This is a genomic window from Dactylosporangium sp. NPDC005555 (assembly GCF_040605635.1).
GTDB lineage: Bacteria > Actinomycetota > Actinomycetes > Mycobacteriales > Micromonosporaceae > Dactylosporangium.
The window spans coordinates 80,614-103,530 of sequence record NZ_JBEXDG010000008.1; the positions used below are offsets into that span (position 1 = coordinate 80,614).

General features: G+C 72.6%; 17 protein-coding genes. 7 read left to right on the plus strand and 10 right to left on the minus strand.

All coding sequences use genetic code 11. The features are described 5' to 3' along the window. Positions 1 to 17: 17 nt before the first annotated feature. Complete coding sequence (locus tag ABZS58_RS11680) at positions 18 to 4,331, minus strand: PAS domain S-box protein (protein WP_354780575.1); 4,314 nt, start codon at positions 4,329 to 4,331, stop codon at positions 18 to 20. Between the two features lie 379 nt (positions 4,332 to 4,710). Here ABZS58_RS11680 and ABZS58_RS11685 point away from each other — a divergent pair, with 379 nt between their 5' ends. Further along, the gene (locus ABZS58_RS11685; protein ID WP_354780577.1) at positions 4,711 to 5,046 is read left to right on the plus strand and encodes a metalloregulator ArsR/SmtB family transcription factor; all 336 of its coding nucleotides are present in this window, start codon (positions 4,711 to 4,713) and stop codon (positions 5,044 to 5,046) included. Positions 5,047 to 5,212: 166 nt separating this feature from the next. Here the strand turns inward: ABZS58_RS11685 and ABZS58_RS11690 are convergent, their stop codons facing one another. Further along, entirely contained in the window at positions 5,213 to 5,776 is a 564-nt protein-coding gene (locus ABZS58_RS11690) for a DUF3515 family protein (protein WP_354780270.1), read from the minus strand. 179 nt (positions 5,777 to 5,955) lie between these two features. On the opposite strand from ABZS58_RS11690, the gene ABZS58_RS11695 reads away from it, so the two are divergent. Then, positions 5,956 to 6,870 carry a bile acid:sodium symporter family protein gene (locus ABZS58_RS11695; RefSeq protein ID WP_354780272.1) on the plus strand — a complete coding sequence of 305 codons (915 nt, stop codon included), beginning with the start codon at positions 5,956 to 5,958 and terminating at the stop codon, positions 6,868 to 6,870. A 71-nt stretch (positions 6,871 to 6,941) separates the two neighbouring features. On the opposite strand, the gene ABZS58_RS11700 is transcribed toward ABZS58_RS11695, so the two are convergent. Together ABZS58_RS11700 and ABZS58_RS11705 are read right to left on the minus strand one after the other, a co-directional pair. Beyond that, on the minus strand, positions 6,942 to 9,230 hold the full coding sequence (locus ABZS58_RS11700; RefSeq protein WP_354780274.1) for an EAL domain-containing protein: 2,289 nt from the start codon (positions 9,228 to 9,230) through the stop codon (positions 6,942 to 6,944). 96 nt (positions 9,231 to 9,326) lie between these two features. Then, on the minus strand, positions 9,327 to 10,208 hold the full coding sequence (locus tag ABZS58_RS11705; protein WP_354780276.1) for a TIGR04222 domain-containing membrane protein: 882 nt from the start codon (positions 10,206 to 10,208) through the stop codon (positions 9,327 to 9,329). 281 nt (positions 10,209 to 10,489) lie between these two features. On the opposite strand from ABZS58_RS11705, the gene ABZS58_RS11710 reads away from it, so the two are divergent. After that, positions 10,490 to 12,022, plus strand: a complete 1,533-nt coding sequence (locus ABZS58_RS11710; RefSeq protein WP_354780278.1) for a S8 family serine peptidase — start codon at positions 10,490 to 10,492, stop codon at positions 12,020 to 12,022. 288 nt (positions 12,023 to 12,310) lie between these two features. On the opposite strand, the gene ABZS58_RS11715 is transcribed toward ABZS58_RS11710, so the two are convergent. Together ABZS58_RS11715 and ABZS58_RS11720 are read right to left on the minus strand one after the other, a co-directional pair. Next, positions 12,311 to 13,771 (minus strand): glutamate synthase subunit beta, encoded by a 1,461-nt coding sequence (locus tag ABZS58_RS11715; RefSeq protein WP_354780280.1) that lies wholly within the window; start codon positions 13,769 to 13,771, stop codon positions 12,311 to 12,313. A gap of 297 nt (positions 13,772 to 14,068) precedes the next feature. After that, positions 14,069 to 14,503 (minus strand): VOC family protein, encoded by a 435-nt coding sequence (locus tag ABZS58_RS11720; RefSeq protein WP_354780282.1) that lies wholly within the window; start codon positions 14,501 to 14,503, stop codon positions 14,069 to 14,071. A gap of 110 nt (positions 14,504 to 14,613) precedes the next feature. Here ABZS58_RS11720 and ABZS58_RS11725 point away from each other — a divergent pair, with 110 nt between their 5' ends. Continuing rightward, positions 14,614 to 15,300 carry a TVP38/TMEM64 family protein gene (locus ABZS58_RS11725; RefSeq protein ID WP_354780284.1) on the plus strand — a complete coding sequence of 229 codons (687 nt, stop codon included), beginning with the start codon at positions 14,614 to 14,616 and terminating at the stop codon, positions 15,298 to 15,300. On the opposite strand, the gene ABZS58_RS11730 is transcribed toward ABZS58_RS11725, so the two are convergent. Beyond that, positions 15,290 to 15,688: a PPOX class F420-dependent oxidoreductase gene (locus tag ABZS58_RS11730; protein ID WP_354780286.1), complete on the minus strand. Its 399-nt coding sequence runs from the start codon at positions 15,686 to 15,688 to the stop codon at positions 15,290 to 15,292. The two genes, ABZS58_RS11725 and ABZS58_RS11730, sit on opposite strands and share 11 nt — an antisense overlap. A gap of 164 nt (positions 15,689 to 15,852) precedes the next feature. Continuing rightward, complete coding sequence (locus tag ABZS58_RS11735) at positions 15,853 to 16,041, minus strand: hypothetical protein (RefSeq protein ID WP_354780288.1); 189 nt, start codon at positions 16,039 to 16,041, stop codon at positions 15,853 to 15,855. A gap of 42 nt (positions 16,042 to 16,083) precedes the next feature. Between ABZS58_RS11735 and ABZS58_RS11740 the strand changes: the two genes are divergently transcribed. After that, a complete protein-coding gene (locus ABZS58_RS11740) occupies positions 16,084 to 18,315 on the plus strand; it encodes a glycoside hydrolase family 97 catalytic domain-containing protein (protein ID WP_354780290.1) in 2,232 nt (743 codons plus the stop codon). 38 nt (positions 18,316 to 18,353) lie between these two features. Here ABZS58_RS11740 and ABZS58_RS11745 read toward each other — a convergent pair whose 3' ends face one another. Together ABZS58_RS11745 and ABZS58_RS11750 are read right to left on the minus strand one after the other, a co-directional pair. Next, positions 18,354 to 19,880: an alkaline phosphatase D family protein gene (locus ABZS58_RS11745; RefSeq protein ID WP_354780292.1), complete on the minus strand. Its 1,527-nt coding sequence runs from the start codon at positions 19,878 to 19,880 to the stop codon at positions 18,354 to 18,356. Then, positions 19,880 to 20,908, minus strand: coding sequence for a hypothetical protein (locus ABZS58_RS11750; protein WP_354780294.1), 1,029 nt, complete (start codon positions 20,906 to 20,908; stop codon positions 19,880 to 19,882). The genes ABZS58_RS11745 and ABZS58_RS11750 overlap by 1 nt, the downstream gene beginning before the upstream one ends. Before the next feature lie 208 nt (positions 20,909 to 21,116). Here ABZS58_RS11750 and ABZS58_RS11755 point away from each other — a divergent pair, with 208 nt between their 5' ends. Together ABZS58_RS11755 and ABZS58_RS11760 are read left to right on the plus strand one after the other, a co-directional pair. Next, complete coding sequence (locus ABZS58_RS11755) at positions 21,117 to 22,268, plus strand: hypothetical protein (protein WP_354780296.1); 1,152 nt, start codon at positions 21,117 to 21,119, stop codon at positions 22,266 to 22,268. A gap of 84 nt (positions 22,269 to 22,352) precedes the next feature. After that, entirely contained in the window at positions 22,353 to 22,901 is a 549-nt protein-coding gene (locus tag ABZS58_RS11760) for a hypothetical protein (RefSeq protein ID WP_354780298.1), read from the plus strand. Positions 22,902 to 22,917 lie beyond the last annotated feature (16 nt).

Sequence of the window (22,917 nt, forward strand, 5' to 3'; positions counted from 1 at the left end):
CTGAGAGCGTACCCCCATCACGACTGGGTGCCGGGCGGGGCGGCCGCGTCGAGGGTGACGACGAAGACCGAGCCGCCGGTCGGAGCGGGCTCGTGGTGGACGTCGCCGCCGTTCGCGTGGGCGAGGCTGTGCACGATGTACAGGCCGAGGCCGGTGCCCTTGACGCGGGCGGCGTCGCGGTCGGCGCGGGTGAGCCGCTGGAACAGCCGGTCGCGGAAGTCCTCGGGCACGCCCGGACCCCGGTCCTCGACCCGCACCTGGACACGGCCGCCGAGGTCGGCGACGCGGACGGCGGTGGCGCCCCCGGCGTACTTGCCGGCGTTGGAGATCAGGTTCGTCAGGATGTGCTGCAGATGGCCCGGGTTGATCATCGCGCCGCAGGACGGCCCGTGGACCGGGATGTCGGTGCCGGTCGCGATGAGCGCCTCGGTGATCTGGTCGTACAGGTGGACGGGCTCGCGGTGGGCGTGGATGGCGCCGGCGTCGATGCGGACCATCGTGAGCACTTCCTGGACGATGTCGTCGAGGCGGTGCGCCTGCCGGGCGATCCCCTCGATGATCTTCGTCTTGCGGGCGTCGTCGAGCGTCGTCCAGTCGTCGAGGAAGATCTCGGTGTAGCCGAGGATCGCGGCCAGGGGGTTGCCGATCTCGTGGCCGAGCATGCCGATGAGGTCGAACTTCAGCCGGTTGGCGTCCTCGAGCTCGGTGTTGCGGTCGGCGAGCTCCGCGGCGGCCGCGTCGCGGGCCCGCTCCGCGGCCCGGCGGCGGCTCGCGTCGGTGACGACACCGATGAAATGGTCCGGCCGGCCGCCGGGGTCCCGGACGAGGGTGATGGTCGCCTCGGTGTCGACCCAGTGCCCGCGGGCGTGGCGGAGCCGGGCCTCCAGCGTGAACGCGGTGGCGTACCCGGTGAGCAGGTCACGGATGGCCGCGGCCGCGGCGGGCAGGTCCTCGGGGTGCAGCTTGTGCATGCTGCTGGTGCCGGTGAGCTGGCTGGGCGCGTAGCCGAGCATCGCGGCGTACGCGGCGTTGACCTCCGCCAGGCTGCCGTCGAGGTTCCGGACGATCTGCCCGACCGCCGAGTTGTGGAACTGGCCGCGGAAACGCGCCTCGCTGGCCGCCAGGGCGTCCTTGGCGGCGCGCTCCTCGGTGACGTCGGTGTTGACCTCCAGGACGGTGCCGGCCGGCCCGGCGCCCTGCAGGACCTGCCGGCTGAGCACGGTGACCGTCCGGCCGTGCGAGGTCGCGTGCTTGAGCTGCCCCTCCCACCGGTCGTCGCGCTGCAGGACACGGGTCTGGTCGGCCGACGTGCCACCGTCGGGGAAGCCGGTGCTGAGCAGCTGGTGGGTGACCTTCCCGGTGGCGTCGGCGAGCGGCCACCCGTACAGGTCCTCGGCGCCCTGGTTCCACCAGAGGATGCGGCCGTCGAGGGTACGCACGATGACCGCCGCCGGGATCAGCTGCAGCAGCGCGGCCTGGCGGTGCAGCTGCGCGAGCTCCGCCCGCCGCTGGGTGATGTCCTCGACCTGGTTGACCAGAAACCGCGGCCGGCCGTTCTCGCGGACCAGCGCGACGTGCACGGTGGCCCAGATGGTGTGCCCGTCCTTGTGCCGGTACCGGCGCTCTACGGTGAGCGTGTCGCCCTCACCCGCGAACAGCTGCCGCACGAGACCGTCCGTGCTCGCCAGGTCGTCAGGGTGCTGCAGGTCCCGGAACGTCATCGACGTCAGCTCGCCGGTGCTGTACCCGGTGATCGCGCTCATCGCCGGGTTCGCGTGCAGATACCGGCCGACCTGACCCGGCTCGAGACTGGCCAGGACCAGACCGAGCGGCGAGTTGTCGAACGCCAGCTTGAACCGGGTCTCGCTCAGCTCCAGCGCCGTCAGCGCCCTGGTCCGCTCGGCGAGCATCGCCGCGCTGTCCGCGGCGGCGTCGGCGTGCCGCAGCGCCGAGCTGAGGCTGTCGGCGAGCAGCGCCAGCTGCTGCTCATCCGTGTCGTCGAACACCCGCGGCCGGACCGCGGACACCTTCAGCGCACCGATGACGGTGTCACCGGCGGACAGCGGAGCGATGAGCATCGACCCGATCCCGAGCCGGGCGCAGGTCTCCCGGTTGACCCTCGGGTCGTCGCCGGTGTCGGCGCAGGACGCCGGGGCGCCGGTGGCCAGCACGGCGCCGCTGAGCGACCCGACGACCGGCACGCGGGTGCCGAGCGCCGGCGCGAGCGTCCCGGCGGTGGCGGCGTAGTACAGCACGTCGTCCGCGAGCAGCTCGACGACCGCACCGTCCGCGGCGGGGAAGACCTGCACCGCTCGTTCGGCGACGACACTGACGGCGCTGTCGCGGTCGGCGGCGGCCGCGGTCACCTCCCGCTGCACCAGCAGCGTGTCCCGCAGCCGCTGGAACTCCCGCTCGGTGGCGTGCGCGGCGGCCCGCTCGGCGGTGACGTCGAGCATCTGCAGCACCGCGGACACCGGCCCGTCGGCGTCGGTGATGACCGAGGTGTGCCCGGCGACGTCGACCCGGTGACCGTCACGGTGATGCAGCACCGACTGTCGCACCGTGCGTCCCTCCCGGCCCGCGGCGAGCGCGTCGAGGGCCTGTTCCATCGCCACCGGCGACCCCGCGAGCAGGTCGCCGACGGTCAGCGTCACCGACTCGTCGGCGTTGTACCCGAGCAGCCTGGTGAACGCCGGGTTCGCCAGCGTGATCCGTCCCCGGTCGGCGCCGCGCAGGCCGACGACGACCTTCGCGACGGGGCCGTGGTCGAACACCTCGGCGAAGCGCCGCTCGCTGTACGCGAGCCGCTCCAGCGCCGCGAGCGCCTCACCCCGCTGCGCCGCCAGGTGCTCGTTGGCGTCGGTCGCCTCCTGCAGCAGCCCCCGGTTGCGGGCGACGTCGTCGGCGTGCCGCAGCGCGCCCGTCAACGCGTCGGCGAGCAACGTCAGCTGCTGCTCGTCCGCGTCGTCGAACGCCCCCGGCGCCGGGCTGACGACCGTGAGCACCCCGAGCGGCCCGTCGCCGCCGAGCAGCGGCGCCACGATGACCGACCGGACCCCCGCGACGACCCGCTGCGCCGTGGACACCCGCGGGTCGGTGCGGATGTCGTCGCAGCGCAGCGTCGTCGCCGTCCGCACCGCCAGCCCGCCCAGCGACCCGTCGAGCGGGATCCGGACCCGCTCGCCCGCGAGGGCGCCGGTCCCCGCCGCGATCTGCAGCGCAGTCCCGCCCGGGTCGACCAGCCCCACGATCGCGGCGTTCCCGCCGGTGATCACCTGCAACGCCCGCTCGGCCATCAGCCGCAGCACGGCCTCGTGGTCAGCGGCGGCGGCGGTCACTTCACGCTGCACCGCGATCGTCGTCTGCAGGCGGCTGGTGTACCGGGCGGCGCGCGCCTGCGCCCGCACTGCGGCGGTGACGTCCTCGGCCTGGACGAGCGTGTGCGCCGCACCGTCCGGCCCGTCGATGGCGACCAGTCCCAGCCGCGCCCACACCACCGTGCCGTCGGGCCGCAGCTGCCGCTTGTCGGACCGCTGCCGGTCACCCGTGTCCAGGTCGTCGGGGTGGGTGAAGTCCCGGTACGAGCGCCCCAGCAGCTCGGCCGGCGCCCGCCCCAACATGGTCCCGTACGCGGCGTTGACCCGGATGAAGCGCCCGTGCTCGTCGGCGATCGCCATGCCCAGCGGGCTCGCGTCGAACGCCGCCCGGGCCTGCTCCTCGCTGCGACGCAACGCGTCGTCGACCGCGACCGCGCCGGTGACGTCCCTGGCGATCCCGACGACCAGGCCCTGCCCGGGCAGCTCGGCGCCGTTCCACTGCAGCCACCGGTAGTCGCCGTCGCGGGTGCGGTACCGGTTGCGCAACCCCTCGACCGGCCCGCTCCCGGTGGTCACGGCCTCGGCCGTCGCGGTGCTCGCGGCCACGTCGTCCGGGTGGATCAGCGCGGTGATGTCCATGCCCCGCAGGTCGGCCTCGCTCCAGCCGAGCAGCCGCTCCCAGGAGGCGTTCGCCCGCACCACCTGCCCCTGCGGCGTGCTCACCAGCAGCAGATCGGGGGTCGCGGAGACGATCGTGTCGAGCAGCTCCACCGCCTGCCGCTCACCGGACTCCACGACGTCCATCACGACGTGCGCGTCCTGGGTCGCCACGGCCCTGGTCGCGGTCCACACCCGCGACCCGTCGGTCCTCACGAGCTGCCGCTCGATCGTCACCTCGCGCCGTTCCCCGCGCGCGAGCATCCCGAGGGTCCTGCGCACCTCGGGCCGGTCGGCGGGGTCGAACAGCAGCGTCGCGGACCGGCCGACCAGGTCGTCGTGCTCGCCACCGACCAGCGCAGAACGCCGCGTTCACCTCGACCAGCGTGCCGTCGCCGAGGCCGGCCACCGCCTTCGCGACCGCGCTGTGCTCGAACGCCTGTGCGAGCAGCTGCAACCGCGACTGCTCATCGAGCCGTCCCAACATGCCGACGCCCACTGTCCTCACATCGGCGCCGCCGTCGCGGACCTGAGCCACCTACCGTGCTTTTCATCGCGTCACGGTCGCCCCAGGTGCTGACCGGGCCCCGGGACATCACGCAGCCCCACAAGGTTGCTTCGACAATGCTCTAGGCAGCTTGCGTACTGATTCGAGAACTGTCAACCTAGACAGGTGTCGAACCAACCAAGGGTCGCGCCGTCGCCCGGCACCGCAGCGTCCGGCTGCTGCACGCCGCTGGTCGGCGAGGCGCTGACCCCGCGCGGCGCGGCCGACCTGGCTCGGACGTTCAAGGCGCTCGGCGACCCGGTCCGGCTGCGGGTGCTGTCCCTGATCGCCGCCCGCAACGGCGGCGAGGTCTGCGTCTGCGAGATCACCGACGCGTTCGACCTGACCGGCCCGACGATCTCCTACCATCTCAAGCAGCTGCGCGGCGCCGGCCTCGTCGACTGCCAGCGCCGCGGCACCTGGGTCTACTACTGGATCGTCCCGGCGAAGCTGGCCGGTCTGTCCCAGTTCCTCGACCCCACATCCCCCGGTATCGCCTCCTTCGAGCCGGCAGCACAGGGCTGACCTCGTCGGGCGCGGTCATCCGACGGATGCCGGCAACATCGAGGACCGCGGCCGGGCGTTGCTCGCCGACGTGCCGACCGTGCTCACGACCCGGGCCGAGCGCGGCCCGCCGCTGAGCCTGCCGATCGCCCGGCAGCTCGGCCGTGGCGGACCACCCTTTGCGGTGCTATCCGCCGCTCGGGCCCGGCGCCGCTCGGCAACCGGAGGGCAGTGCTTCGGAGCGTGCCAGGGTGTCCCGTACGGCGCCGGCAAGAGCCTCGATGTATTGGCCCTGGGACGAGTAGTGGTTCGGCACGGAGACGCCGACGGCGATGTCCCGGTCGACGGTGGTCCAAGACGTCGAGTCTCCCGCCGGCCGGGTCGCCCAGCACGTCCCGGAAACCAGGTACACCAGGTCGGTCCGCGCCACGGCCTGCCTGGCGGCGTCGCAGCGCACGACGATCGGCGGCGCACCGAACGCCGCGGCGAACCTGTCGCCGGGCCCGGCGACAGGGCGGCGCGCCGCCTCCAGCAGGTTCGCCGGCAACCGGCCGACCAGTGCCTGGCACGATGCGGCCCGCCCGGGGGCCGGCGGTGCGAAGGACACCGGCAGCGGGGCCGCGGGGACCGGGCCGCTGTCACCCGCCGGCTGAGGGCGGCTCACCAGCCACATGGTGACACCGGTGGCGATCGCCGCCGGCACGGCCACGGCGGTGGCGATCGCGTAGGGCAGCCTGCTCGTGCGCTCCATGCAAACCTTCCGGGCACCGGCCGTCACCGACATGGCATCGTCGTGCGCAGCTCGGCACGTCCCCGTGCAGGACGTACGTGAGCGTGGCGAACGCCAGCCATCGTACGAACTCGTCCGCGGCGCGGAGTCCGCCGGGTCGGCTGGTGGCGCCCGGGTCCCGCCGGCCCCACAATCCCTGGATGGATTCGTGGTTGACGACCGTGGGGCTGCCGGTCGCGCTGGGCGTCGTGATGCTGGGGCTGGGGCTCGGGCTGGCCACCGAGGACTTCCGCCGGGTGCTGACGTATCCGAAGCTGGTCCTCGTCGCGCTCGGCTGCCAGGTGCTGCTCCTGCCGGCCGCCTGCTTCGGGCTGGTCGTCGCCTTCGACCTGGAGCCCGAGCTGGCCGTCGGCATGATGCTGCTGGCCGCGTCGCCGGGCGGGACCACCGCGAACCTGTACAGCCACCTCTTCGGCGGGCACGTCGCCCTCAACGTGACGCTGACCGCGGTCAACTCGGTGCTGGCGGTGGTGACGCTGCCGGTGGTGGTGAACCTGTCGGCGGCGCACTTCCTGGGCGACGGGGCGTCGATCGGGCTGCAGTTCGACAAGGTGCTGCAGGTCTTCGCGATCGTGCTGGTGCCGGTGGCGGTCGGCATGCTGCTGCGGGCCCGCTTCCCGGGCCTCGCCGGGCGGCTCACCGGCCCGGTCAAGGTGGTCTCGGTGGTCGTGCTCGTCGCGGTCGTCGCCGGTGCGGTGCTCAAGGAGCGCGCCAACATCGGCGACTACTTCGTCGCGGTCGGCGCGATCGTCCTGGTCTTCAACGTGCTGAGCCTCGCCGCCGGGTACGGCCTGCCGCGCCTGGCGGGCGTCGGCCGGCGGGAGGCGATCGCGGCCGGCATGGAGATCGGCATCCACAACAGCACCCTGGCGATCGCGGTCGCGATCAGCCCGGCGCTGCTGAACAACACCCGCATGGCGGTCCCGGCGGCGGTGTACGGCATCACCATGTTCTTCACCGCGGCCCTGTTCGGCGTCCTCGTCACCCGCCGCCGGGCCACCGAAGGGGCCCCCGCCGTCAGCGGGGACCCCGGTGGCGACGTCAGCCGGCGATGAAGGTGTACGGCCCACCGCGGTGGCCGGGGCGGGCAGGGACGTCGCGGTGCCGTGGCGGTGGGTGTGGGGGATCAGGCCGGGGCGACGGCGTTGTGCTGGGCGGCGAGGAGGTCGCTCATCGCGGCGGCCGGCATCGGGCGGGCGAGGTGGTAGCCCTGGCCGAGGGTGTAGCCGAGTTCGGTCAGCCGGTGGGCCTGGTCGGCGTTCTCGATGCCCTCGGCGATCGTGTCCAGGCCGAGGGCCAGGGCGAGCTGCATGACCGCCCGGGCCACCGCCTGGCGGGCGTCGGCCGCGGGGGAGCCCGGCGGGTCGAGTTCGATGCCGTCGACGAAGGACTTGTCGAGTTTGATGATGTCGGCCGGGAAGGCGCGGAGCAGGCTGAGGGACGACTCGCCGGTGCCGAAGTCGTCGAGGGCGAGGCGGACGCCGAGGGCGTGCAGCTGGTGCAGGGCGCGGGAGACCTGCGGGCCGCGCAGGACCGCGGATTCCGTCAGCTCCAGCACGAGGTGGTCGGCGGGCAGGCCGGAGTCGGCGAGGGCGGCCTGGACGTCGGCGACGAAGTCGGGGTCGTGCAGCTGGCGGGCGGAGACGTTCGGGCCCATCTTCTGCAGGGCGTCGGGACCGAACTCGGCGAGCCAGCGGGCCGCCTGACGGCAGGTCTCGCGCAGGACCCAGCGGCCGAGGGGGACGATCAGGCCGGTGCTCTCGGCGGCGGGGATGAACTCGGCCGGGGAGATCAGGCCGCGGGTCGGGTGCTGCCAGCGGACCAGGGCCTCGACGCCGACGATGCGGCCGGTGTGCAGGGCGATGACGGGCTGGTAGTGGACGGTGAACTCGCCGGCGTCGAGGGCTCGGCGCAGTTCGCCGCCGAGCTGGGCGTGGTTGGCGACGGGCTGGGCCATGCCGTCGTGGTAGCGGACCCAGTTGCCCTTGCCGCGTTGTTTGGCGGCGTACATGGCGACGTCCGCGGCGCGCAGGAGCCGGTCCAGTGGTGTGCCGGCGGGTGCGGTCGCGATGCCGATGCTCGCGTGGACCAGCAGGCGGTGCGCGCTGAGCGGGGCGGTGAACGCGTCCAGGATCCGTTGCGCGATCGTCTCGCCGAGGGCGGTCGGCTCGGTCACGAGGACGGCGAACTCGTCGCCGCCGAGGCGGACAGGCAGGCCGTCGGTGACGCTCTCCCGGCGGAGCACCTCGGCGAGGGCGATGAGCAGGTCGTCGCCGACGTCGTGACCGAGCGAGTCGTTGATGGTCTTGAAGTCGTCGAGATCGACGAGGAGCACCGTCGCGTCGCCCTGGGCGAGCTGCGCGCCGAGGCGCCGGCGGAACAGGGCACGGTTGGCCAGACCTGTCAGGCCGTCGTGGGTGGCCTCGTGCTCGAGGCGTTCCTGCGATGCGCGTTTGTCGGCGAGCAGCCGGGCGTTCTCCCGGAACGCGACGAACTGGCGGATGGTGACGAGCCCTGTCACCAGTACCGACGCGGCGATGACGACCTTGTCGGGCCAGGACGGCTCGCCGGGGATGACGGCGATGAGCGGCACGTCGGCGGCCGCGACGGCGAGATAGGGCAGCCAGGTGCCGGCGCGACCGGGGCGGGCGGCGGCGGGCGTCCACTGCCGCCGGACCGCCAGGGCGCCGAGCGCCGCGGCGAACGGCATGACCACGGCGTGGGCGGGCACCGAGCCGGCGTCGCCGCCGTGCACCAGCAGCAGCGCGACGACGGCGCCGGCCAGGCCGGTCGAGGCGACCAGGCGCAGCGCGGACCGGTCGATCGGACCGCCCCGCACATAGGCGACCTTGGTGATGCTGCCGGCCGCGAGCGCGAACGACATGCCGAGCAGGGTGATCGTCTGGGTGGTCCACTGCTGCGTCGCGGTGATCATCGGGGCGAGGCCGAAGTGGAACAGGACGGTGCCGCTGCCGAGGAACGCGATCGAACGGTCCAGCCACTGCCGCCAGCGTTCGTTGGCACTGGTGATGCCGAGCGGGACCCGCGCCATCGCCCACATCGCGGCGAGGAAGCCGATCCCTGCCAGGACGGCCGCCGCGATCGGCAGCGACGGCAGGACGGACGTGTCGCGGAACCCGGCGACCGCGAGTCCGGCGAAGCCGAGGCCGATGCTGCCGAACGCGACGAGCAGCAGCCGCCAGAACTGGCGGGCCGGGCGGGTGAGCGGGGCACGCCGCAGCAGGTCGAGGACGGCCGCCGCGGCCGCCGCGGACGCGAGCGGCAGCGGGAGGTACGCCACGGTCGCCGGGCCGATGCCGGTGGCCAGCCAGAGCACGTACCACAGGGCGCCGGCGGCCGTGATGCCGAGCGTGGCCACGACGTAGCGCTTCGGGGCACGGCGATCAGCGGTCACGAAGGGCACGATCGGCCGGCCGGGCGGGCGGATGAAGAAGCGAACCGCGCCGCCACCGAACGGCAACCCGCTGCGACCGGCGGTGGGGAAAGAGGGTCAGCCGCTGCTGCAGCTGGACTCGTCGCTGTACGGGACCCCACGGTCGCCCCGGTAGCCGCCGCTGCCCGTGGTGCGTTGCTGGAACACGTTCGCGGCCCGGGCGAAGGCCGGGTCGGCGGTCCACAGGACGGCGATGCCGAACAGGCCGACGGCGAGTGTGGCGGCGGCCGGGCCGTTGCCGGTCAGGGAAGGGTTGTGCCGGGGCGCGAGGGCGTCGTGCCGGCGGCGCAGGTCGTGGACCACCCGGTCGGCGCGGCGGGTGCGGATCGGCGTCATGGCGGCCAGGACGATGCCCGCGAACAGCGCGGCCAGCGCACAGAACACGGTCAGCAGGGCTACCACGAAGGCGGACAGGTCCGGAGTGTCGCCGGTGGGCAGGTTCAGCGCGAAGCGTGCCACGCCGAACACCGCCAGGACGAACAACGGCACCGAGGTCAACCGCATCGCCAGGCGCCGTCCCGGCGACAGCAGCGCACCCTGCCCCCGGAGCTGTTCGCCGGTGCGGTCGAGCACGGCACGGACGGCGGGGTCGGACGGCAGCCCGCGGACCGCCATTCCGCCCCGGGCCGCGTGGTGGACGGCCGCGGCGAGCTCACCCCCGCCGCGCGGCGCCGGGCCACCGGTGTGGATCGCATCGCCGGCTGCCTGGACGCTGCCGGTACTGCGCAGCGCCGCGACCGACGCGTACAGGGCCTGCAGCGGGCCTCCGGTCAGGTAGGCGACGTGCTCTGGGCCCGGCTCGCGATCCAGGGCGGGACCGCCCCCGCCGCGGAGCATCGCCCGTAGCGCCACCGCGACGAGCCACGCGAGCAGCACGACGACCACGTACGTGATCAGGTCCCGCGCACCGCCGAGATCGCGGGGATCCAGACCCACCATGCCGCTGAGCGTAGGCCCGCGTCGCCACTGCGCGGCCGACGCTCGCAGGCGCTGGCGAACGGCAGGGCCGGGTCCCTGCCGGGCTCGAGGAGCCGGTCGGTTGCCGGGTCGGGTGCGGTCCGGGTGCGGCGGAGCGGGCACCGGTTGACATCGCGTCGGGTCATCGGGTGGAACGGGCGGACCGGCGGCCCAAGGTGGGTCACGGGCAGTGACTTCCCGGGCGCCGCGGGTCATCGTAGATCTTGCGCCGCGACCACATCAGCGGCGGGAACGGAGATCCCATGCCTAGATTCGCTTCGCGGCGGCGGGCTGCGGCAGGACGCCGGATCGTGGCGGCCGTCGCGGCCGCGGCTGCGGTGACCGCCGGGCTCGGTGCGGCCGCAGGGCCCACGACACGACACCAGGTCGGTGACGGCGGCTGGGCCGCCGGGGCCTGGCTCGGCGGCAGCACCGGCAGCGGCGGCACGACGCTCGCCTCGGTGCGCCAGTCCATCAACGCCTCCACCGGCGCGGCGGCCTCGCTGACCGGCGCCGGCGTCGGAATCGCGCTCATCGACACGGGTGTCGCCCCGGTCGCGGGCCTGCCGGCGTCGCAGATCGTCAACGGGCCCGACCTGTCGTTCGAGTCGCAGGACCCAAACCTGCGCTACCTCGACACCTACGGGCACGGCACCCACATGGCCGGCATCATCGTCGGCAACGACCCGAGCACCGGCACGGTCGGCATCGCACCGAAGGCGAAGCTGACGTCCATCAAGGTCGGCACGGCCAACGGCGCCGTCGACGTGTCGCAGATCATCGCGGCGATCGACTGGGTCGTCGCGCACCGCAACGACGACCCGGCGAACCCGATCCGCGTCATCAACCTGTCGTACGGCACCGGCGGCACCCCGAACTCGTGGACCGACCCGGTGCAGTTCGCGGTCGAGCAGGCGTGGCTGAAGGGCATCGTCGTCGTGGCCGCCGCCGGCAACGAGGGCAACAACGACATCGTCGTCAGCGACCCCGCCAGCGACCCGGCCGTCATCGCGGTCGCCGCCAGCTCCACCAAGGGCACGGCGACCGTCACCGACGACGACTTCGCCTCGTTCACGACGATCGGCGGCAGCAACCGCAGCGTCGACTTCGTCGCTCCCGGCGAGTCGATCGTGTCGCTCGCCGACCCGGGCTCCAACGTCGACCTGTCCTACCCGTCGGCGAAGGTCGGCACGACCCTGCTGCGCGGCAGCGGCAGCTCCCAGGCCGCCGCGGTCACCTCGGCGTCGGTCGCGCTGGTGCTGCAGGCCCGCCCGACCCTGACCCCGGACCAGGTCAAGACCGTGCTGAACACGTCGGCCAGCTTCGTCTCCGGCCTGGCGATGACCCGCAACATCCGCGCCCTGAACGTCAACGCGGCCCTGGCGTCGCAGAACACCTACGCGACCGGCTGGAACAGGTCCACCGGCAACGGCAAGCTCGACGACGCCCGCGGCTCCAGCCGCGTGGTCCGCGACAACGTCCCGCTCAGCGGCGACAACTCCGTCTGGGGCCCGTTCAGCCCGGCCGCGTGGGCTCCGCGCAGCGCCGCGGCGACGAGCTGGTCCGGCGGCACCTGGATGGGCTCCCGCATCGCCGGCGACGGCTGGACGGGCACCTCGTGGGCCTCGAAGACCTGGGCCGCCGCGACGTGGACCACCAAGCCGTGGACCGGTGCCTCGACGTGGACCGACCCGGACTGGGCAGGCCACTACTGGTCGGGTCACTACTGGTCCGGGCACTACTGGTCCGGCCACTACTGGTCCAGCGACGGCTGGGCCACGGGCTCCTGGTCATAACGAACGAGCAGCGCTGCGCCGGGCCACCGAAATGGCCCGGCGCGGCCGCGTTTTTGTCAGAAGGGCGCCGCGAGGAGATCGCCGGACCGCTCGGCGCCGACATCCACATCGGCCTGCCCGAGTCGGAGGAGCCGCGGGTCGCCGAGCTGATCCCGCCGGACTGACCATCGTCGACCTGGACGCGCACGCGACCTACGCCTACGCCATGAACAAGATGGGCGGCGGCCTTGCCGACATGCGGGCGTTCGGGCCCATCGCCGCCGCGTGGGCGGCGATGGGCTGAGCCGATCAGGCGAGCGGCCGCGACGCCGGGGTGATCGGGGCGGGGAGGTTGCCGCCGCCCTTGAGGTACTGGTGGACGGCCGCCGCCGCCGAGCGGCCCTCCGCGATCGCCCACACGATCAGCGACGGTCCGCGGCGGGCGTCGCCGGCCACGAAGATGCCGGGCACCGACGTCTGCCACTCGGCGTCCGTGTCGATGGTGCCCCGGCCGTTGCGGGTCAGCTCGACCTGCTCCAGGTGCGGGCCGTCCTGCGTGCCCGCGAACCCGATCGCCAGCAGCGCCAGGTCGGCCGGGATCTCCCGGATGGTGCCCTCCACCTCGGTCAGCGTGAAGCCCGGGCCGAGGACGACGTCGACGAGCTCGACGGCCTTCAGCGCGCCGTCGTCGTCGCCGACGAAGCGGCGGATCGCGCAGCCGTAGTTGCGCTCGCCGCCCTCCTCGTGCGCGGAGCCGCTGCGCAGCATGATCGGCCACGTCGGCCACGGGTTGCGGGTGCCGTCGCGCTGCGGCGGCGGCAGCGGGGCGACCTCGACGAGCTGCACGCTCGTCGCGCCCTGCCGGTGGGCGGTGCCGAGGCAGTCCGCGGCGGTGTCGCCACCACCGACGACGATGACGTGCCGGCCGGCCGCGGTGATCGGCGGCGCGTCCAGCTTGCCGGCGACGACCTTGTTGGCGCCTTCCAGGTACACCATCGCCTGGTGAATCCCGGTCAGCTCACGGCCCGGGGTCTCCGGCACGTCACGGGCGTCGAGCGCGCCGCAGGCGAGGACGACGGCGTCGTGCCGGCGGCGGAGCTCGGCGAGGGAGACGTCCACGCCGACATGGCAGTTGGTGACAAACGTCACGCCCTCGGCGGTCATCTGGGTCAGCCGCTGGTCGATGTGGTGCTTCTCGAACTTGAAGTCCGGGATGCCGTAGCGCAGCAGGCCGCCGGGGGCGTCGCTGCGTTCGTACACGGTGGTCGCGTGGCCGGCGCGGGCCAGCTGCTGCGCCGCGGCCAGACCTGCCGGTCCGGAGCCGACCACGGCCACGCTCTTGCCCGACAGCGTCACCACCGGGAACGGCTTCAGCGGCCCGTCGTCGGTGGCCCGGTTGATGATCTCGACCTCGACCTGCTTGATCGTGACCGGGTCGTCACCGATGCCGAGGACGCAGGCCGCCTCGCACGGCGCCGGGCACAACCGGCCCGTGAACTCGGGGAAGTTGTTCGTCGCGTGCAACGTGTCGGCGGCGCGGTCCCAGTCGCCGGTGCGCACCAGGTCGTTCCAGTCGGGGATCAGGTTCCCCAGCGGGCAGCCGTTGTGGCAGTACGGGACGCCGCAGTTCATGCACCGGCTGGCCTGCTCGTGGATCAGCTGGCCGTCGGCGCGCTGATACACGTCCCGCCAGTCGGCGACCCGCTCGGGCACCGGGCGCAGCAGCGGCAGTTGACGACCGTACTTCATGAAGCCCATAGGATCGGGCACAGCTGACCTCCACCGTTACCTGGCGGTGCATCGGAATGCGGTGGGACAGCGTTGGCCCGGCCTGTGACGACGCGGCCGTGCACGAGCCGCGGATATCGCACCATAGCGGTTGGGCCCTGGCCTGTCACAAGCCCTGCCGTTGCCAAATCCGCCACACCGTGCCCGCGCGGTCCCTTTGCCCTGAGTGCGGCGCCGGTGAACGGTCGATCAGGTCGTCTCAGCTGGTGGCGGCGATGTCGAGGACGTCGCCGCGGCGCGGGGCGCAGGTCGCGTACGGCGCGACGCCGGGCGGCGGGGTCAGACGACGCAGAACTCGTTGCCCTCGGGATCGGCCATGACGACGTGGCTCGGCACGCCGGCGACGGCGACCTCCTCGACGACCGTCGCGCCGGCCACGATCAGCCGTCGCACCGTCTCGGCGATGCTCGGCCACCGCTCGTCCTGCGGCCGGTCGCGGCCGCCGGCCTTGACGTCGAGGTGCAGCCGGTTCTTGACGGTCTTCGGCTCCGGCACCTTCAGGAACGTGAGCGTCGGCCGGGCCCCGCCGGGGTCGTGCAGGTAGGCCGCGGCGTCCCACTCCTGCGGCGGCACCTCCCACCGGATCAGCCACTCCTCCCGGCTCGCGAAGCCCTCCGGCACCGGCGCATCCACATAGCCGAGGGCCTCCCGCCAGAACGCGGCCAGCCGCACCGGCTCGGCGCAGTCCACCGTGACGCCCCACGCGACAGTCATGCGCCTGCTGTACCCGATCACCGCCACCGCTGAACGCGGCTCCGTATGGGGGGAAGGGCCTGGAAGGGCCTGGAAGGGCACAGCCCGGCGCGGGGCGGCATGATGGGATCATGACCGTTCGCGCCGGGATCCTGCACATCGCCGGGATTGTCGTGCTCGCGGCGGTGGTGGTCGGGGCGGCGGTGCTCATCGGCGTGCCGGACCAGCAGCGGCTGCGCGGCAGTGTCGAGGCGCTCGGGTGGTGGGCGCCGGTGGCGTTCAGTGCGCTGTACGCCCTCGTGTCGTTGTCGCCGCTGCCGAAGACGGTGTTCACGCTCGCGGCCGGGGCGCTGTTCGGGGTCGCGGCCGGGGTCGTGATCGTCGTCGCCGGGGCGATGCTCGGGGCGGTGATGGCGTTCTACCTGGGGCGGCTGCTGGGGCGGGACACCGTGCGGTGGCTGACCGGGGGGCGGTTGGACCGGCTCGACGCCATGCTGGCCGACAACGGGCTGCGCACGATCGTGCTGGCCAGGCTGATCCCGGTGGTGCCGTTCACCGCGGTCAACTACGTCGCCGGGCTCACGTCCGTGCGGTTGCGGGACTTCCTCGCCGGCACGGTGGTGGGGATGCTGCCGGCGACGACCGCGTACGTGACCGTCGGCGCGTACGGCTCGCAGCCCGGTCACTGGCCGCTGTGGGCGGCGCTGAGCGCGCTGGTGGTGCTCACCGTCGGCGGCCTGGGCCTGGAACGTCACCGTCGGCGCAAGGCCGCAGCCGGTGGCTCGCGCATGGACAAGGCGGGCAGGGCTACAGGGTGATCCGCAGCATCACCCGATCCCTGCGCCGGCCACGGGTGGCGAGGCGTTCGACGAGCATGAACAGGCGGTACTCCAGGCCGTACTTGTGCCGCACCAGGTCCGTCATCCTGGCGACCGGGGCCGGGTCGGTGACGATCTCGGCGGTGCCCGGGACCGGCTCGTGGTCCGGGTCGGTCCTGCCGGTGCGGCTGCACGGCACGAGCAGTACGCGGGGGTCGTGGCGGAGGCGCCCGACCTTGTAGCTCCAGGCGGGGGTGGTCACGACGAGGGCGTCGCCGTCCGGCGTGATCCAGACCGGCGTGGCGACCGGTGACCCGTCGCGCTTGAACGTGGTGAGGGAGACGTAGCGCTGCCTGCCGAGTGCGACGGTCGTGGAGGTGTGGTTCATGATCGTGCCGCTACCCCGTACACCCACGGCTGATGCGAATCGACGCAGCCCGGTGTCACCGTCAGGCCAGGACGGGCCGTGCGGACGGGTGAAATGGCATAGTCAACAAGTTTCAACGTGGATGCTCAAAAGGCACCACGGCGGATCGATGGATCTCGTCGTGGTCAAAGCGGCAGGCCGCTCGCGGTTTCGGGGGACTTCGCACAGAACGGCCGATCCTTGACACAGTAATAGTCAAGATGTTCAATGGCCGCATAGTCGCGCACGTACCAACGTAATCCAACGCCGCCGTCGTTGACAACGTTGACATCTGAGGTGGCGTCCAGCCGCTGCGTGCAGCCGACAAACGACACCCCGTCCGTGGTCCGCCAACCAAGTCCGGAGGACGTCCCCCAATGCGATATCACAAGTCCCTGCTTCGCGGCACGTTCGTGCTCGCGTTGCTGGCCACCGGCCTCACGGTCGCCGCCACGCCGGCGTCCGCCGCCACCACCTGGACGGTGACCGGGCCGTCGGCCGGCTCCCCGACCTCCGCCCAGGTCACGCTCAACGACAACGGGACGCTGAGCTTCGCCGTGCTCAACCAGGGCCGCACGATCCTGTCGCCGTCGGCGATCGGCATCGTGACCAGCGCCGCCGACCTCAGCAGGAGCCTGGCGTTCACGACCCGCACCAACCGGACCGTCACCGAGGCCTACTCGATGACCACCGGCAAGCAGCGCAACCGGTCGACGACCTACAACGAGTCGACGCTGTCCTTCACCGGCACCGGCGGCGCCCGGCTCGACGTCGTCGTCCGCGCCTCGGACGCCGGCGCCGCCTACCGCTACGTGCTGCCCGGCAGCGGGTCGGTGACCGTCCAGCGGGAGACGTCGTCCTGGTCGGTGCCGGCGAACACCAACAGCTGGCTGGTGCCGTCGCACCGCGAGGACCAGGGCTACTGGCAGCAGACCACCGCCGGCGCCGCCGCCACCGGCACCTTCCGCAACCCGGCGCTCTTCGACGTCGCCGGCACCTTCGCGCTCGTCGCCGAGGCCGACCTCGACGGCCGGTACGCCGGCATGAGCCTGCAGCACCAGAGCGGCTCCGGCACGTTCACCGCCGTCCTGGACAGCGGCTCGGTCACCGCGAGCCGGCCGCTGTCCACGCCGTGGCGCACCGCCGCCGTCGGCTCGCTGAGCAGCGTCACGACCTCCACCATCGTCGACGACCTGTCCGGGCCGTCGCGGGTCGGCGACACCTCGTGGGTCAAACCCGACACCGTCACCTGGTCCTGGCTGACCGAGCACGCCAGCCCGTCGGACCAGAACCGGCAGCGGCAGTACATCGACTTCGCCGCCCGCAACGGCTGGGGTTACGTCCTGATCGACGAGGGCTGGCAGTCCAGCTGGGCGCCGAGCGTGGTGCAGTACGCCAGGGACCGCGGCGTGCAGGTCATCCTGTGGTTCAACTCCAACCAGCTCTGGACCTCCGCGCAGCGTGAGCAGTGGCTGCCGCTGATCAAGAGCTGGGGCGTCGCCGGGGTGAAGGTCGACTTCTCCTACGAGTTCACCCAGCCGACCCTGCAGTGGTACGACGCCATCCTGGCCCGCACCGCCGAGCTCCAACTGATGATCAACTTCCATGGCTCGGCCACGCCGCGTGGCATGCAGCGCACCTGGCCGCACGTCATGACCGCCGAAGCCGTGCACGGCGCCGAGCAGTACCTGCGGGCCGGGCTCAACACGATCCTGCCCTTCACCCGCAACGCCATCAGCAGCATGGACTTCACTCCGGTCATCTTCAGCCCGTACAACCGCGACACCACCCGCGCCCACGAGCTCGCCACCTCGATCGTCTTCGAGTCCGGCTGGCAGCACCTCGCGGACAACCCCGAGAGCTACGAGTCGCAGCCCGAGGCGATGCGCATCCTCAACCAGATCCCGACCGCCTGGGACGAGACCCGGCTCCTCGGCGGACGCCCCGGCCAGGAGGCGTACTTCGCCCGCCGCAACGGCGGCAGGTGGTACGTCGCCGGCATCTCCGCCCTCGGCGCGAAGACCTACAGCACGCCGCTGTCGTTCCTCGGCTCCGGGCAGTGGCTCCTGGAGACCGTCCGGGACAACGGCGGCAACCTGCTGCGCGAGACGCGGACCGTCACCAACGCCGACACGCTCTCCGTCGCCCTCGCCGAGCGCGGTGGGTTCGCGTCCGTCGTCTGCCCGTACACCAGCGGCCTCACCACCTGCGGCACCCCGCTCGTCGGAGCGCCCCTGCGCGGCGTGCAGTCCGGGCGCTGCGTCGACGTGCCCGGCAACGTCACCACCAGCGGCACCGCCGTCGCCCTCTGGGACTGCAACGGCGGGGCCAACCAGCGCTGGAACGCGACCGCTTCGAAGCAGCTGCAGGTGTACGGCAACAAGTGCCTGGACGTCGCCGGCGCGTCCACCGCGGACGGCGCGGCCGTGCAGATCTGGGACTGCAACGGCCAGACCAACCAGCAGTGGACGATCAACGCCAACGGCACGGTCGTCGGCACCGGCTCCGGCAAATGCCTGGACGCCTACGACAACGGCACCGCCAACGGGACCAAGCTGATCATCTGGCCCTGCGGCGGCGGCACCAACCAGCAGTGGACACGTAGCTGATGCTCGATGCGGCCCCGTTCGCGGGCGGGGCCGCATCCTCATCCGCGCCGGTACTGCGCGGCCGAGCCCTTCGTGGCCGGGTCCTCGTAGGCGCCGGCCCGGCCCCGGTCGACGTGCCAGCTGGTGAGGGTGCTGACCGCGGACGCAGGGTCGGTGCGGTTGGCCACCACCCGCAGCCGGGTCGTCCACCGCTGCGGCGTCACCTCGTACACGTCATGGCCGTAGCGGTTGCCCTCGAAGTACTGCAGGTGCGGGTTGGCCGCGCCGAGCAGCGGGCCGTTCGTGGCGTTCCAGCTCGCCGAATAGGCGCTGGACGTGGCGGAGTGCGCCACGAACTCGGTGCCGATGACCGGCGCGCCGGCGTTGTCGAAGTCCGGCCTGATGTCCTGGACGAACGCGCTGTGCCAGTCGCCGGTGACGGTCACGAAGTCCGGCCCGCCGGCGTTCTGGACGTGACCGAGCAGCTCGGCGCGCTCGGCCCGGAACCCGTCCCACTGGTCGGTGAACATGAAGCCGCCGCCCGGCGCCCGCTGCTGGCTCAGGAAGATCGAGTTGATCCAGCACTGCCAGCCGCCGCCGCGCTGCGCGATCCGGTCCTTCAGCCACGCCTTCTGCTTGGCGCCCAGGATGGTCCCGTCGGCCAGGTTCTGCTCCGAACGGTGCTGTCGCAGGTCGAGCACCACGAGCTCGAGCAGGTCGCCCCACTGCCGGCTGCGGTAGATCCGCGGGTCCGGCAGCGCCGTGTCGTCGCCCTCCAGGCGCAGCGGCATGTGCTCGTACCAGCCCTGATAGGCGGCGGCGCGCCTGGCGACGAACGTGGCGGCGCCCCGCGATCCCGAGTAGTCGTTGAAGACGTCGTGATCGTCCCAGGTGAGATAGAAGGGATGCGCGGCGTGCACGTCGCGGAGCAGGGGGTCGCCCTTGTAGAGCGCGTGCAGCTTGCGATAGTCGTTCAGCGTGTACGCCGTGCCGAGCTCCGAGCCTTCGTAGATGTAGTCACCGAGGTGCACGACGAAGTCCAGGGCGCTGTCCGCGGCCAGGTCACGCATCCCCGGATATTCGCCGGCGCGGTAGTCCTGGCAGTTGAGCGACGCGAACCGGACCAGGCTCGTCGGCCCGACGGGCGCGGTCTTCGTGCGGCCCACCCGGCTGGCCTTGCCGAGCGCCGTGAACCGGTAGTAGTAGCGCCGGCCCGGCTGCAGCCCTTCGGCGACCACGTGGACGCTGTGCCCGAGCAGTACCGACGCCGCGACACTCCCGGACGCCACGACGGTGCTCATCGCCGCGTCCGTGGCGACGGCCCAGTCGACCTGCACGATGTCGGCGAGGGGCTGGGTGTCGGCGAGCGGGTCCGGTGCGAGTCTCGTCCACAGCAGGACGCTGGTCGGCAGCGGATCGCCGGAGCCGACGCCGACGGTGAACGGCGCCGGGTCCCAGCTCGCGCCGAGCGCGGCCGCCGCGGCGTGTGCCGCCTGCGGCCCGAGCCCCTGCATCAGCGGCCAGGCGGCGCTCATCGCGCCGGCGCCGGCCGCCGCCCGCAGCAGTGTCCGTCGATCGAGTCGCATCAGGATCCTCCCGTGACCACGCCGAAGGAGATCGCGTCGGCGTAGCCGTCGTTCGAGGTGCCGCCGGCACGGGTGAACACCACTTCCACGCGGACGGTCCGCGCCCCGGCGGGCACCGCACCGGCGGTGGCGCGGCGCAGCAGCCCGGTCACGTTGCCCCGGTCGGCCGCGGTCACCGCCGCGAGACCGACCACGCCCAGAGAGCCGCCGGCGCTGTCGAGGAACGTGGCGGTGCACGACGCCGTGTCGTTCTGGTCGGCGTAGCCGCCGAGGTACGCGCCGAACTCGTACTGGCCCGCTCCGCCCGGCAGCGGCACCGCCTGGGTCATGCGGCTGCGCGCGCTGGTGCCGCCGCCGAAGAAGTTCGCGCCGCGGTTCGCCGGTCCCGGGCCCGTCTGCGTCGGGTAGCCGGCGGTGCCGTAGGCGATGACGGCGGGGCCGCCCTCGGCGACCGTCCAGCCGGAGAGGCCGGCCTCCGCTCCCGGGTTGGTCAGCAGGTTCGTGGGCTGCGTGGTCAGGACGAGGGACACGCTGTCGGCGTAGCCGTCGTTGGAGGTGCCGCCGTCGCGGGTGAACAGCAGCACGGTGCGGGCGGTGCGGCTGCCGGGCGGGACGACGCCGGACTGGGCGCGGCGCAGCAGGCCGGTGGTGCTGCCGCGGTCGGCGGCGGTGACCGGCCCCAGCACGCACACGCCGAGCGGCAGACCGGTGGCGGACAGGAACTCCACCGAGAGCCGCGCGCCGTCGTCCTGGTCGGCGTAGCCGCCGAGCCAGCCGGTGAAGTCGAACGTCGCCGACCCGGCGTCGATCTGCGCCGTCCACGGCAGGGTCGCCTGCTGCCGGAGCCGGGTCCTCGCCACATTGCCGCCACCGGCGAAGTTCGCACCGCGATCGGCCGGGCCGGGACCTGTCTGGGTCGGGTAGCCGGCGGTGCCGTACGCGATCACCGCCGCCGCGCCCTCGATCGTGCTCCAGCCGGTGAGGCCGGTCTCGAAACCGCCGTTGGCGATCAGGTTCGGAGTCTGCACGCGCACCCCACCGCTACTGTAAAGAAGGTGGCCTAAATCGTCGTGCGTGAATCTAGCATCGAACAAGATCGAACAGAAGGCCCCGGCGTTGCGCGCGCCTGAACACGCGGCGGCCGGCGCGCATCGACCGTCACCCGAAGCGGCCACCGGTCTGACAACCGCACGGCGATGTGCTACAAACCCACCGAACACGGGGGGAGGAATCGCTATGCGTCGGTATTTCGTGGTGCTCACAGCGCTGGTCATCGGGGTGGCCGGGTGCGGATCGGGCAGCGACTCGAAGGGCTCGCCGTCCAAGGCGTCGTCCCCGTCGAAGCCGCCACCGCCGAAGGTCGCCGGGAAGCTGCTCGTCACCACCGTCAACGGGCTGAAGCTGCTCACCCAGGAAGCCGACGGGCACATGACGATCGCGCCCTTCGACGTGCCGCGCTCCGACGACTTCGACTACGAGCTCTCCGCCGACCACAAGACGTTCGTCTACCGCAGCGGCAAGGTCGTGACCGCGCGGACCGTCGCCGACGGCAAGGAACGCCAGATCGCCGCCGATGCCTTGGCGAGAAGCCTGTGCCTGCGCGTCTCGCCGGACGGCAGGCACGTCTCGTTCCGCCGCGCCGAGGACCTCGTCGTCGCCGACCTCGCCGGCAAGGCGACCGTGCTCGACAAGGTCAAGAAAGAGCAGTACACCCTGGGTGGGATCACGCCGGTGAGCGCCACGTCCGAGCTGACCTGCGGCGAGTGGCTGGACGACACCCACGTGAAGTTCGACCGGCGCAAGCAGATGCCGCAGCAGGTCTCGGTCGAGATCACCGACTCCACCACCGTCGTGAAGGCCGACACCACGACCGTCGCGGTGCTCGGCGGCAAGACCCCGAAGCTGCTGGACTCGCCGAAGATGTGGCAACCCACCGCCATGTGCGGCAAGCGGGTCGCGGTCTCGCTCGGCTCGTCGAAGGAGGCCCTGCACTTCCGGGAGCGCACCGGCGACGCCGAGCTGACCAAGGACGGCACGTTCAACGGCGCCGACACCACGCTCGCCGGCACGACCGTCGGCGGCAACAGCCTCCTCTTCACCCCCGGCACCTGCCGCCCGATCCTGTACACCACCGAGACCCGGACCTTCCAGACCGTCGACCCGGCCACGCGCGCCATCGGCAAGGACCCGATCCTCACCCTGCCCTCCGGCGGCATCGACGTCCGCCTGTACGACGACCCGGAGACCTGGCAGCCGGCGCCGGACAGCGAGGTGCTCGCCGCCGTCATCGACAAGCAGATCGTCATCATCGACCTCAAGGCCGCCACCGCGGCCCTGGTCCCCGCCGACAACCTCGACGCCTCCGCCCGGGTCGTCGCCTGGCTCTGACCGGAGCGGCCACGCAGACCACCGGACGGCGCGTGGCGTCTATGATCCCTGCACTTGTGTGACCGAACGGGGAGGCAGAGCGCGATGCGCATGCGCAGGATGATGTCGGCGCTGGTCCTGGCGTTCGCGGCCGGGCTGAGCGCGGCGTGCGGCACCGACGCCGACGACACGGCGAAGAGTGCGGCACCGGCGAGCGGCACCGCCGCGCCCAGTGCTGCGGCCAGCGGTGCGGCCAGCGGTGCGACCGGCGGTGCGACCAGTGCGGCGGCGAGCTCGCCGGTCGGCGCGAAGGCGGACACGGAGCGGATCTGCAAGAACGTCATCGCGGCCTTCGAGGCCGAGAAGATGCAGCTGCTCGAGGTGCTGCTCAAGATGGCGACCGCGGAGGACCAGGCCACCAAGGACAAGGCCAAGGCCGACGCGGCGGCGCTCGTCGGGAGGCTCAAGACGGTCGTCGACAAGGAGACCGCGACCGCCGCCGACCCGAAGGCGAAGGCCGCGTTGCAGGCGCTCGTCGCGACCCTCGGCAAGATGCTCACCCCGGAGGGCGTTGCCGACCCGGACTTCGAGAAGAAGCTGGACGCGGCGACGGCCGAAGCGTCCACGTACTGCCCTGGCCTCGACGCGGCGTAGGACAGCGTCGAGCTGC

What these genes read in the sequence shown, in the direction of transcription:
- ABZS58_RS11740 (WP_354780290.1), top strand. Translation starts at nt 16,084, where the DNA reads ATGCGATATCACAAGTCCCTGCTTCGCGGCACGTTCGTGCTCGCGTTG.
- ABZS58_RS11745 (WP_354780292.1), bottom strand. Translation starts at nt 19,880, where the DNA reads ATGCGACTCGATCGACGGACACTGCTGCGGGCGGCGGCCGGCGCCGGC.
- ABZS58_RS11695 (WP_354780272.1), top strand. Translation starts at nt 5,956, where the DNA reads ATGGATTCGTGGTTGACGACCGTGGGGCTGCCGGTCGCGCTGGGCGTC.
- ABZS58_RS11690 (WP_354780270.1), bottom strand. Translation starts at nt 5,776, where the DNA reads ATGGAGCGCACGAGCAGGCTGCCCTACGCGATCGCCACCGCCGTGGCC.
- ABZS58_RS11725 (WP_354780284.1), top strand. Translation starts at nt 14,614, where the DNA reads ATGACCGTTCGCGCCGGGATCCTGCACATCGCCGGGATTGTCGTGCTC.
- ABZS58_RS11720 (WP_354780282.1), bottom strand. Translation starts at nt 14,503, where the DNA reads ATGACTGTCGCGTGGGGCGTCACGGTGGACTGCGCCGAGCCGGTGCGG.
- ABZS58_RS11710 (WP_354780278.1), top strand. Translation starts at nt 10,490, where the DNA reads ATGCCTAGATTCGCTTCGCGGCGGCGGGCTGCGGCAGGACGCCGGATC.
- ABZS58_RS11730 (WP_354780286.1), bottom strand. Translation starts at nt 15,688, where the DNA reads ATGAACCACACCTCCACGACCGTCGCACTCGGCAGGCAGCGCTACGTC.
- ABZS58_RS11760 (WP_354780298.1), top strand. Translation starts at nt 22,353, where the DNA reads ATGCGCATGCGCAGGATGATGTCGGCGCTGGTCCTGGCGTTCGCGGCC.
- ABZS58_RS11755 (WP_354780296.1), top strand. Translation starts at nt 21,117, where the DNA reads ATGCGTCGGTATTTCGTGGTGCTCACAGCGCTGGTCATCGGGGTGGCC.
- ABZS58_RS11705 (WP_354780276.1), bottom strand. Translation starts at nt 10,208, where the DNA reads ATGGTGGGTCTGGATCCCCGCGATCTCGGCGGTGCGCGGGACCTGATC.